Here is an 11,949-nt window from a genome sequence, read left to right as displayed (position 1 = left end):
TGGTCTATAATTTTGTTATAATAGGGACTATGAGAATTGTATCAGGTGAATTTGGAGGCCGTCCCCTAAAGACCCTCCCAGGAAAAACGACTCGACCTACATCAGACAAGGTTCGAGGAGCCATGTTTAATATGATTGGTCCCTACTTTGAAGGCGGCCGTGTTCTAGACCTCTTTGCTGGTTCTGGAGGGCTCTCGATTGAAGCTGTCTCTCGGGGAATGGCTAGTGCTACCTTAGTTGAACGTGATAGGGGCGCGCAAGCGATCATCAAAGAAAACATCAAAATGACCAAGTCGGAAGAACAATTTACCCTCCTAAAAATGGATGCAAAAAAAGCAATAATGAAATTGGATCAGGCTTTCGATTTGGTTTTTCTTGACCCACCATATGCCATGGAAGAGATTGTCGAGACCATTGAAGCACTTGACCAAAAAGGACTTCTTTCTGATGATGTGATGGTCGTTTGTGAAACGGATAAAATGGTAAGTTTACCAGAGGAAGTAGCTTCCTTAGGTATCTGGAAAGAAAAAGTATATGGAATTAGTAAGGTAACAGTCTATGTCAAATAAAATTGGACTCTATTCTGGATCCTTTGATCCAGTCACAAATGGGCATATGGATATCATTGATCGGGCTAGTCAGCTTTTTGACAAGCTTTACGTTGGTATCTTCTACAATACAAATAAAGCGGGTTTCTTAGATTTAGAAGGTCGAATTATGGTCTTAGAGGAAGCTTTAGCAAGCTATGATAATGTTTCTGTCGTTTGGACAGATAATCGCTTAGCTGTTGATTTAGCTAAGGAATTAGAGGTGACTCATATGGTCAGAGGGCTTCGTAATCCAACTGATTTTGAGTATGAATCAAATTTGGAGTATTTTAACCATCGTCTAGACCCAAGCATTGATACGGTTTACTTAATTGCTAGAAACAATATGCAACCAATTAGTTCAAGCCGTGTTAAAGAATTGATTCACTTTAATTCATCAATTGAAGGTTTAGTACCCCAATCAGTAATTTCCTATTTGGAGCAAATGAATGAAGAAAAATAATAAATTAAAAATTTGGTTATTGGGCATTATTGCTGTCATTGCAATTGGCTTTTCACTATTTTATCCTCTACCTTATTATATTGAAATGCCTGGTGGTGCCTATGATATCCGTAGTGTCCTTAAGGTAAATGAACAAAAAGACAAGGAAAAAGGGTCTTATAATTTTGTTGCTGTAAGTATTAGTCATGCGACATTTGCACAAATTCTCTATGCTTGGGCAACACCATTTACAGAGATTTCATCAGCAGAAGCAACTACTGGTGGCTATAGTGATGCAGACTACATGAGAATTAATCAATTCTATATGGAAACTTCACAAAATGGTGCTGTTTATCAAGCTCTCAAAAAAGCTGGTAAACCTGTTTCCCTTGACTACTTAGGTGTTTATGTTCTTGATGTCAGTAAGAATTCTTCTCTTAAAGGGGTTTTGAATATTGCTGATACAGTTACAAGTGTTAATCAAAAACACTTTAAGAGTTCAGCTGATTTGATTAAGTTTGTGTCTGCCATGAAGTTGGGGGATAAAGTCAGTGTTCAATATACCAGTAATGGTAAAGATAAATCAGCCAATGGTAAAATTATTAAGTTGAAAAATGGTAAAAATGGGATTGGAATCAGCTTAACTGACCATACCAAAGTACACACTAAAGAAAAAATTGATTTTACAACTGAAGGCGTTGGTGGTCCAAGTGCTGGTTTGATGTTCACCCTTGATATTCTTGACCAAATCAATAAAGAAGATTTACGTAAGGGGCGTAATATTGCTGGTACTGGTACAATTGACCAAGAAGGTAAAGTTGGTGATATTGGTGGTGCAGGCTTAAAAGTAGTTGCGGCTGCTAAAGAAGGGGCAGAGATTTTCTTCGTTCCTAATAATCCAGTTGATCCGCGTGTCAAAAAAGTTGATCCAAAAGCAATAACTAATTATAAAGAAGCCTTAGAAGCTGCTAAGCAATTAAAAACAAAAATGAAGATTGTTCCAGTCAAGACAGTCGATGACGCAATCAGTTATCTGAAAAAGTAAACCAATCCCAAGAGATTGGTTTTTTTGTGGGAAAAGATATAAGACAAATTCTGGATTTTTACTGATAACAGTAAAGAAGAGAAGCTGTATGTGTTAGGGCTATATGAATTTTGATTCTTCTGATAAGAATCAGGTTCTAGTCATTCAAAAATTTTTATTAAATCTATACAAATTTAAATTGACAAGATAAAAGAAAACGGTTACAATAGAATATGTGAGAACGGTTCCACACATCTTAGGAGGATTTATGTCTACGATAAAAGAGGTTGCTGCAGAAGCTGGTGTTTCAAAATCTACTGTTTCTAGATATATCTCACAAAATGGATATGTTTCGGAGCAAGCAAGAGACCGGATTAAGGACGCTATTGAAAAACTCAATTATAGTCCTAATATGATTGCCCAATCCTTAAAGACAAAGAAAAATCAGCTAGTTGGCTTACTTTTACCAGATATTTCTAACCCTTTCTTCCCTAGGGTTGCTAGAGGTGCTGAGATATTTTTAAAAGAACATGACTATCGGATTTTATTTGGCAATATTGGTGGGAGTGCCAAGCTCGAAGAAGATTATATTAATACCTTATTGCAAAGCAACGCAGCTGGTATTATTACAACACATGATTTTACAAAAAAATACCCAAACTTGGCTATTCCAGTGGTAGTAGTTGACCGGGTTGAAGAAGATACAGAGTATGCTGTTTTTGCTGATAATGAAGCTGGTGGTAAGTTAGCCGCACAGGCTGTAACCAACGCTGGAGCGCATAATGTTCTCCTCGTTAAAGGTCCAATGGGACATTCCAATATCACTAATCAACGTTATTTCGCCAGTTTAGATTATCTATCTCGCAAAGAAGTGACAACTCATATCAGTGATAGTCAAACCTTTGATTTTGATGACATTATTGAAGAAGCTAGAATGGCTCTTGATACATATCCAAATGTTGATTCAATCATCGCCCCATCTGATATTCATGCTATTGCTTACATCCATGAATTGTTTTCAAGAGGGAAAAAAATCCCTGAGGATGTTCAAGTTGTTGGCTATGATGATATTTTAATGAGTAAGTTGATTTACCCATCCTTATCAACTATTCATCAACCATCTTATCGAATGGGACGCAATGCCGCAGAACTGATTTATAAGATTTCAAATCAGATGCCAATTAAAGAAAAACGCATTAAATTACCTGTCCACTTTGTTGAACGAGAAACTTTAAGGAGATAATATGACTCGTATAGTAATTATTGGTAGTATTTCAATGGACTTAGTTATGGAAACAAGTCGCATTGCAGAAGAAGGAGAAACTGTTTTTGGCGATCGTTTTTCAATGGTACCTGGTGGTAAAGGAGCTAACCAAGCTGTTGCTGTCGGACGATTGAGTGACAGCCGAGATCAGATAGCCATGATTGGTTGTCTCGGTCAGGATTCATTTGCTCCGATTCTCAAACAAAACCTGCAAGATAATCATTTATCTGTAGAGTGTGTGGGAACGGTACCATCATCATGTGGAATTGCCCAAATTACTCTTTACCACCAGGACAATCGGATTATCTATTGTCCTGGTGCAAATGGTCTCGTTGATCCTAATCAATGGCAAGCAGAGTGGGATTTACTGACAGAGTCTGATTTAGTTATTTTACAAAACGAAATTCCCCACAATGCCAATTTAGCAATTGCAAAATTCTGTCATGATCATGGGGTTAAAGTTCTCTATAATCCGGCTCCTTCTCGTGAAACTGACTTGGAGATGATTTCAATTGTTGATTTTATGACACCAAACCATCATGAATGTATGGAACTTTTTCCGGCTCGTTCACTTGAAGATATTTTACATGATTATCCGAATAAGTTGATTGTGACACTCGGAAAAGAAGGCGCTATGTACTTTGACGGAGAAGAAGTGCAACACATTTCAGCTATTATAGCGGATGCAGTGGATACGACAGGTGCTGGTGATACCTTTAACGGAGCCTTTGGCTTTGCTCTTGCTAAAGGGTTAGAAATTAAAGAAGCCATTCGTTTTGCTACCTTAGCTTCCCATATATCTGTTCAAAAATTTGGTGCGCAAGGTGGAATGCCAACTCTTGAAGAAATGAAAGGTCATGAAAAATATGAAGAAAACTGGAATTTTAAATAGTGATTTAGCTAAATTAGCTGATGATTTGGGACATACTGATCGCGTCTGCATTGGTGACTTAGGCTTACCAGTTCCAAATGGCGTCAAGAAAATTGATTTATCTTTAACACAGGGGACACCAAGTTTCCAAGATGTGGTTGATGTTTATCTTGAAAATATATTGGTTGAAAAAGTTCTCCTTGCTGAAGAAATTAAAGAGCAAAATCCAAAACAATTGAAAGAATTATTGAATAAGCTCGATCAAGATGTGACTGTCGAGTATGTCAGTCATGAAGAATTGAAAGAGCTGAATAAAGAGGTCAAAGCAGTTGTTAGAACTGGTGAAAACACACCATACTCAAATATCATCCTACAATCAGGAGTAACAATATAGAAGAGGTTCTCATGAGAATTGAAATGAAAGACATATCCAAAACATTTGGTGCTAATAAGGTACTTGAAAAAATCGATTTAGTTTTGGAGTCTGGTCAAGTTCATGCCTTGATGGGTGAAAATGGTGCTGGGAAATCAACCTTAATGAATATCTTAACAGGTCTATTTCCGGCTACTACAGGAACAATCCTAATTGATGATCAAGAAATGACCTTTAGCAACCCACAGGAAGCTGAAGAATTTGGGATTTCTTTTATCCATCAAGAGATGAATACTTGGTCAGAAATGACAGTGTTAGAAAATTTATTTTTAGGTCGCGAGATTAAAGGTAGTTTTGGTCTATTGAATCAAAAAGCAATGAAAGCAAAAGCCTTAGAAGCCTTTAAAAAACTTGGTGTTTCGATTCCATTAAATCGACCAATTGGAGAATTATCTGTTGGGCAACAGCAAATGATTGAAATTGCCAAGTGTCTTCTTAATAAATTATCTTTATTGATAATGGACGAGCCGACTGCGGCTTTAACTGACCGTGAAACTGAAAATCTGTTTCGAGTTATTAATGATTTGAAAAACCAAGGTGTGGGAATTGTTTACATCTCACACAGGATGGAAGAAATTTTTAAAATTACAGATTTAGTAACCGTTATGCGTGATGGTATCGTTGTTGATACTACTAAAACTGCTGAAACAACATCTAATGAACTCGTTAAAAAAATGGTAGGTCGCGAATTGGGTGACTATTATCCTGACCGTCAGACAGAGATTGGTGATGTCGTTTTTGAAGTCTCAAACTTCACAGGTGAGATGTTTAAAGATGTCTCATTTAGTGTCAGAAAAGGCGAAATTCTTGGTTTTTCTGGGTTAATGGGTGCAGGTCGGACCGAAGTTATGCGAGCTATTTTTGGACTGGATAAAAAAGTTTCTGGGACAGTTAAAGTAAACGGTCAAGAAATTACCATTTCTAACCCAGCACAAGCCATTCAAAAAGGCATTGGTTTCCTAACTGAAAATCGTAAGGATGAAGGCCTAATCCTTGATTTCTCAATTAAAGATAACATGACACTACCAAGTACCAAAGACTTCAGTCAAAAAGGATTCTTTGATGAAAAGACTAGTACTATTTTTGTTCAGCAACTGATTGATCGCTTACGCATCAAAACAGGTCAGCCAAAGACCCTAGTTGGTAATCTGTCAGGAGGAAATCAGCAAAAAGTTGTACTGGCTAAATGGATTGGAATAGCACCTAAAGTTTTAATCCTTGATGAACCCACTCGTGGTGTCGATGTTGGTGCTAAACGAGAAATTTACCAATTGATGAATGAACTAACCGACAGAGGAGTACCAATTATAATGGTTTCCTCAGACTTACCTGAAATTCTTGGAGTTAGTGACCGCATTATCGTCATGCATGAAGGTAAAATTACAGGACAACTATCACGGGCAGAAGCTAATCAAGAAAGTGTTATGCAACTAGCTACAGGAGGACAATAAGTTGAAACAAGTCATGAAATATATGTCAGAGTTAACAACTCTGGTTGCTTTAATTGGATTAATGATTATCATTACATTACTTAATCCAAACTTTTTAACTACTAATAACTTAATGAATTTACTTCTGCAAGTTACAGCAAATGGGTTTATTGCTTTTGGGATGACATTTGTTATCTTGACAGGTGGCATTGATTTATCTGTTGGTTCCATTCTTGCCTTATCTAGCGCCTTAACAGCTGGATTAATTGGTAAGGGCGTACCAGTCGGCGTGGCGATTATTTTAGCCTTAGGTTTAGGTGGTATCTTTGGGATGTTAAATGGACTCTTAATTGCTTATGGAAAATTAGCACCATTTATCGTAACTCTTGCTACCATGACTATTTTCCGAGGAGCAACACTTGTTTATTCAAATGGGAACCCAATAACAAAAGGGTTATCAGATAGTTTCTTTTTCCAATTCTTAGGTCAAGGCTATCTCTTAGGTGTACCATTCCCAGTTATCCTCATGTTTATTATTTTTCTTATTTTGTATGTTCTATTACATAAAACTGCTTTTGGGAAATCTGTATATGCGCTAGGAGGTAATGAAAAAGCAGCATATATCTCAGGTGTTAAGTTGAATAAAGTTAAAATCATTATCTATACTATTTCTGGTATGATGGCAGCTATGTCTGGCTTAATTATTACATCACGTTTAAGTTCTGCACAGCCAACTGCTGGAGCTAGCTATGAAATGGATGCTATTGCGGCAGTTGTCCTTGGTGGAACTTCACTTTCAGGAGGTAAAGGTCGCATCCTTGGAACACTGATTGGTGCCTTAATCATCGGCGTTCTAAATAATGGTTTAAATATCATTGGGGTATCAGCTTTCTGGCAACAAGTAGTAAAAGGGGTAGTTATTTTAATTGCAGTTCTCCTTGATCGTTTTAAAGTAGCTAATAATGTCTCATAGACATTTTAGAACACGATTATTTCTATAACACGACTATTATTCTGGAGGAATAAAAAAATGAAATTTGGAAAAAAACTTGGTTTCTTTGCTTTATTAATGTCATTAGTATTAGTTTTAGGCGCATGTGGAAAAACAGGCTTAGGTAACTCATCAGGTTCTTCTTCAAAAGAAGTAACTAAAAAAGCTGCCAAAGATCTTAAATTAGGTGTTTCAATTTCAACAACAAACAACCCATATTTTGTATCAATGAAAGATGGTCTTGATTCATATGCAAAAGACAAAAAAGTTAGCTTAAAAGTTGCTGATGCACAAGATGATGCAGCGCGCCAAGCTGACGATATTCAAAACTTTATTAGCCAAAATGTTGATGCTATCTTAATCAACCCAGTTGACTCAAAAGCTGTTGTTACTTCAATCAAAGCAGCTAACTCAGCAAATATTCCAGTAATCTTAATTGACCGTGGTAGTGAAGGTGGCGACGTTTTAACAACTGTTGCTTCTGATAACGTTGCTGCAGGTAAAATGGCTGCTGAATTTGCCGTTAAAGAACTTGGTGAAAAAGCTAAAACTTTTGAATTATCAGGGGTACCTGGAGCTTCTGCAACTGTAGACCGTGGTAAAGGTTTTAATGATATTGCTAAAACAAAACTTGATATTCTTTCAAGCCAATCAGCAAACTTTGACCGTGCTAAAGCGTTAAACACAGCTCAAAATATGATCCAAGGTAACAAAGATGTACAAGTTATCTTTGCTCAAAATGATGAAATGGCACTAGGTGCTGCACAAGCTGCTAAATCTGCTGGACTTAAAGATGTGATGATTATTGGTATTGATGGACAACCAGATGCACACGATGCCATAAAAAAAGGTGATATCACAGCTACAATTGCACAACAACCAGCTAAAATGGGTGAAATTGCAATCCAAGCAGCAATTGACCACTATCAAGATAAAAAAGTTGAAAAATCAACAGTTTCTCCAATTTACTTAGTTAAAAAAGATAACGTTGATAAATACAACTGGTAATTCAGTTCTCTAAAATAGCCTTAAAATATGACGAAGACGAAATTTTGTCTTCGTTTTTTATTGCTTATTTATCATTTTTGTTATCAGATTTAATAGCACTATCATGTTATAATAAAAAGAAAACTGACTAGTCTTAAAAGGGGAATAATGGTGGAACAGTTAAGAATTTTGCATTTAAACGATTTGCATTCACACTTTGAAGCTTATCCAAAATTGGAAAGGTTTTTTAAGTCTGCTTCCGAAACTTCCACCGAAGTCATTAAATTGGATATTGGGGACAATATTGATTCCAGTCATCCGCTAACTGATGCGACCCATGGTAAGGCAAATGTGCTACTCATGAATCGTTTAGGCATTCAATATGCGACAATTGGAAATAACGAAGGGGTTGGCTTATCAAAAGCTGATTTAAACCAAGTTTATGACCAAGCAGAATTCACAGTTATTCTCAATAATTTACAAGATGAAAATGGGCGACCTGATTGGGCAACACCTTACCAAATCCACACCACTAAGGAAGGCAGCCGCATCGCCTTTTTGGCCTACACTTTCCCTTATTATAAAACCTATACTCCAAACGGCTGGCAAGTTCATGATCCCATAGCTTGTTTGAAACGGGACTTGGCTATTGAAGAAGTTGCTAGCGCAGATATGCGGATAATTATCAGCCATCTTGGCATCCGCCTAGATGAGAAAATCACTGAAGAATGTGATAATGTTGACTTGATTATTGGTGCTCATACCCATCATGTCTTCGAAGACGGCGCCTGTCTAAATGGGACCTACTTAGCTGCCGCTGGCAAATACGGTCAGTATGTTGGTGAGATTAATTTACGTTTGGATATGCACCGTTTGCAAGAGATTGAAATTGTTGCGCATGAGACCAGTCACTATCAAAGTCACCCAGAGGATGCTGACTTCATCCAAGAATTAAATGATCAAGGCAGAGCAATTCTCCATCATCAAGAATTGATGGAGTTTGAACAAGCTCTAACTATAGAGCAATCCTTGGAGCTATTGATGGATGCTATGCTGGACTATGCCCAAGCGGACATTTGTATCATCAATTCAGGATTAATGGTTCAGCCCTTTGCTCAACAGCTAACGGAAGGTAGTTTGCATTCTAGTTTACCTCACCAAATGCGTTTGGCTGTGATGGAGGTTAGTCAAAGGGATTTATTAACTATTTGTCAGGATATTTTTACGCAAGGCGAATTATTAAAAGAACAGGAAATTAGAGGCATGGGCTTCCGTGGGAAGAAATTCGGTCAAATTGTCTGCTCTGGATTTACTTACAAATCTGGAAAAATAGTGTATAATGATAAAGTTATGGGTAAATTGGATAAGGTCAAATTAGTGGTCGTCGATCAATACTATTTTGCAGCTTATTTCCAGTCGATTAAAAAACAGTCGGTTCAATTGTTATTTCCAGATTTATTACGTCAAGTCATAGCTAACTATATAAAACAAAATTAATTGAGAAAGGAGACCAATGAAAAAAGAAATTTTACCAGAGATGTACAACTATAATAAATTCCCTGGTCCTGAGTTCATTCATTTTGACAACCATGTTAAAAGTGATGCTATTGAATTTATCATCTTAGAAAATGTCAAAGATGCTTTTAATACAACTAATTTTGGTCAACGCTTTACAGAAATCTTATTAAAATACGATTATATTGTTGGTGATTGGGGCAATGAACAACTTCGATTAAGGGGTTTTTACAAGGACGAAAACGACATTAGAAAATCAAGTCGTATCTCACGTTTAGATGACTATATCAAAGAATTTTGTAATTTTGGTTGTGCTTATTTTGTCTTAGAAAATCCAGCACCTCAAGAAATAAAATTTGAAGAAGAGAGAGCTCCGCGTCGTAAACGTTCTAATCGATCAAACAAGTCTCGCACAAATTCAAACGATACAAAAGGTACCGATTCACGAACAAATGACTCAAGAAAACCAAATGCAGTTAAAGCTGAGTCGAAAAAATCTGATAGTCGCAAATCAGATTCTAGAAAACCTAATTCTAGACGGTCAAATTCTAGAAAAACTGAGTCTAAAGTTGATGAAACCAGAAAACCAGAATCACCAAAACAAAAGTCAGCAAATAAAGCAAATAATCCAAAAAACGAAAACAGAGCAAAAGATAAACAAGTGTTTTCTCGGAAAAAACGACAAGAGAAAAATCCAGGTCGTAATCGTTTATCTGAACGTTCAAACATACCAAAAGAATCAAATGATAAAACAGGTCATTTTATAATCAGAAAGAAGGATAATTAATCCATGAAACCATCAATTTACAGCTTAACACGTGATGAACTGATTGCTTGGGCAATTGAAAATGGCCAAAAGAAATTTAGAGCAACACAAATTTGGGACTGGCTATATAAAAAACGTGTAGACAGCTTCGAAGAAATGACAAATATTTCAAAGGACTTCATTGCTCTTTTGAATGACAACTTCTGTGTCAATCCTTTGAAACAACGTATTGTTCAAGAATCGGCAGATGGTACTGTCAAATATTTATTTGAGCTGCCAGACGGTATGCTGATTGAAACAGTATTGATGCGTCAGCACTATGGTCATTCGGTTTGTGTGACAACACAAGTTGGCTGTAATATTGGGTGTACATTTTGCGCCAGCGGTTTAATCAAAAAACAACGCGACTTAAATAGTGGAGAAATTACTGCCCAAATTATGTTAGTCCAAAAATACTTTGACGAGCGTGGTAAGGACGAACGTGTTAGTCACGTCGTTGTTATGGGAATTGGTGAACCATTTGATAACTATACAAATGTTATGAAATTCCTTCGTACAATCAATGATGATAATGGTTTAGCTATTGGTGCACGTCATATTACTGTATCAACTTCTGGTTTAGCACATAAAATCAGAGAATTCGCTAATGAAGGTGTTCAAGTTAACTTAGCTGTCTCTTTACATGCACCAAACAATGACCTACGTTCACAAATAATGCGAATCAATCGTTCATTCCCACTTGAAAAGTTATTTGCTGCGATTGAATACTACATTGAAACAACAAATCGACGTGTAACTTTTGAGTACATTATGTTAAATGAAGTTAATGATGGTGTTGAACAAGCAAAAGAGTTAGCTGATTTAACAAAAAATATTCGTAAACTTTGCTATGTGAATCTCATTCCTTACAATCCAGTATCTGAACATGATCAATATAGTAGAAGTCCTAAAGAACGCGTTTCAGCATTTTATGATGTCCTTAAGAAAACTGGGGTTAACTGTGTTGTTCGTCAAGAACATGGTACTGATATTGATGCAGCTTGTGGGCAATTGCGTTCAAATACAATGAAGAAAGACAGACAAGAAGCTGTCGCGGATGCAGCTAAATAACAATGGCTCTACCCAAAAATCTCAAAAATCTGCTTCATCATCGAACGATTATCTGGCTAGCACTGACTGCTTATGCAATTGCAATTGCTGTCATGTGTTTTACACCCCAACCAAAATTATTTGATAGCATTCATACTCCTAATATCATTATGTGGGGGAGATTACGCCTCTTATTGATCCCGTTTAATACAATTGTCAGCATGACCAAAGCTGTGAGTCTCTTTGAATTATTCTGGTTCACTCTTCAAAATGTAATGAATATGCTTTTGCTCTTTCCTTTAGTCTTTTTACTTCATTTCCTGACAGATAAATGGCATGGGTATCGCAAAAGTTTTGTCCTAGGACTATTTATCAGTTTAACTATTGAAGTGACTCAATTACTACTTGATTTAGCCATCGATGCCAATCGGGTTTTTGAAATCGATGACATTTGGACAAATGCATTAGGTGCATTGATTGCCTATTTTGTCTATCGATATGTTAAAATGAAATTTGTTAGATAAAAAAGTTCTCTCTAACTAGGGAGGAC

Annotated in this window: 12 protein-coding genes and 1 pseudogene; all 13 read left to right on the top strand. The window is 36.6% G+C overall.

Translation table 11 applies throughout. From position 1 onward, the window contains the following. Window positions 1-29: 29 nt before the first annotated feature. The 13 genes and pseudogenes from rsmD to SPB_RS04895 all read left to right on the top strand — a co-directional run bounded on the left by rsmD (window position 30) and on the right by SPB_RS04895 (window position 11,923). Complete coding sequence (gene rsmD / locus SPB_RS04955) at window positions 30-569, top strand: 16S rRNA (guanine(966)-N(2))-methyltransferase RsmD (RefSeq protein ID WP_037621167.1); 540 nt, start codon at window positions 30-32, stop codon at window positions 567-569. Then, window positions 559-1,050, top strand: a complete 492-nt coding sequence (gene coaD, locus SPB_RS04950) for a pantetheine-phosphate adenylyltransferase (protein ID WP_003103109.1) — start codon at window positions 559-561, stop codon at window positions 1,048-1,050. The genes rsmD and coaD overlap by 11 nt, the downstream gene beginning before the upstream one ends. Beyond that, window positions 1,037-2,074: a SepM family pheromone-processing serine protease gene (locus tag SPB_RS04945; RefSeq protein ID WP_003106043.1), complete on the top strand. Its 1,038-nt coding sequence runs from the start codon at window positions 1,037-1,039 to the stop codon at window positions 2,072-2,074. The genes coaD and SPB_RS04945 overlap by 14 nt, the downstream gene beginning before the upstream one ends. Before the next feature lie 247 nt (window positions 2,075-2,321). Beyond that, complete coding sequence (locus SPB_RS04940) at window positions 2,322-3,296, top strand: LacI family DNA-binding transcriptional regulator (RefSeq protein ID WP_003105284.1); 975 nt, start codon at window positions 2,322-2,324, stop codon at window positions 3,294-3,296. Between the two features lies 1 nt (window position 3,297). After that, the gene (gene rbsK / locus SPB_RS04935; RefSeq protein ID WP_003103508.1) at window positions 3,298-4,209 is read left to right on the top strand and encodes a ribokinase; all 912 of its coding nucleotides are present in this window, start codon (window positions 3,298-3,300) and stop codon (window positions 4,207-4,209) included. Further along, window positions 4,184-4,582: a D-ribose pyranase gene (gene rbsD / locus SPB_RS04930; RefSeq protein WP_003102489.1), complete on the top strand. Its 399-nt coding sequence runs from the start codon at window positions 4,184-4,186 to the stop codon at window positions 4,580-4,582. The genes rbsK and rbsD overlap by 26 nt, the downstream gene beginning before the upstream one ends. An 11-nt stretch (window positions 4,583-4,593) precedes the next feature. Beyond that, window positions 4,594-6,072, top strand: coding sequence for a sugar ABC transporter ATP-binding protein (locus SPB_RS04925; RefSeq protein WP_003102471.1), 1,479 nt, complete (start codon window positions 4,594-4,596; stop codon window positions 6,070-6,072). Between the two features lies 1 nt (window position 6,073). Further along, window positions 6,074-7,024 (top strand): ABC transporter permease subunit, encoded by a 951-nt coding sequence (locus SPB_RS04920; protein ID WP_003105746.1) that lies wholly within the window; start codon window positions 6,074-6,076, stop codon window positions 7,022-7,024. A gap of 57 nt (window positions 7,025-7,081) precedes the next feature. Then, window positions 7,082-8,050: a substrate-binding domain-containing protein gene (locus SPB_RS04915; protein WP_003103985.1), complete on the top strand. Its 969-nt coding sequence runs from the start codon at window positions 7,082-7,084 to the stop codon at window positions 8,048-8,050. A 147-nt stretch (window positions 8,051-8,197) separates the two neighbouring features. After that, complete coding sequence (locus SPB_RS04910; RefSeq protein ID WP_003103722.1) at window positions 8,198-9,526, top strand: bifunctional metallophosphatase/5'-nucleotidase; 1,329 nt, start codon at window positions 8,198-8,200, stop codon at window positions 9,524-9,526. A 16-nt stretch (window positions 9,527-9,542) separates the two neighbouring features. Further along, window positions 9,543-9,944, top strand: a pseudogene (locus SPB_RS11490) (YutD family protein); the annotation flags it as partial. A gap of 390 nt (window positions 9,945-10,334) precedes the next feature. After that, on the top strand, window positions 10,335-11,420 hold the full coding sequence (rlmN, locus tag SPB_RS04900; protein WP_003104912.1) for a dual-specificity RNA methyltransferase RlmN: 1,086 nt from the start codon (window positions 10,335-10,337) through the stop codon (window positions 11,418-11,420). Between the two features lie 2 nt (window positions 11,421-11,422). Then, window positions 11,423-11,923 carry a VanZ family protein gene (locus tag SPB_RS04895; RefSeq protein ID WP_003105334.1) on the top strand — a complete coding sequence of 167 codons (501 nt, stop codon included), beginning with the start codon at window positions 11,423-11,425 and terminating at the stop codon, window positions 11,921-11,923. Window positions 11,924-11,949: the final 26 nt, after the last annotated feature.

The sequence above is a fragment of the Streptococcus parauberis NCFD 2020 genome (assembly GCF_000187935.1).
GTDB classification, from domain to species: domain Bacteria; phylum Bacillota; class Bacilli; order Lactobacillales; family Streptococcaceae; genus Streptococcus; species Streptococcus parauberis.
This window is presented reverse-complemented; position numbering and strand designations above follow the sequence as displayed.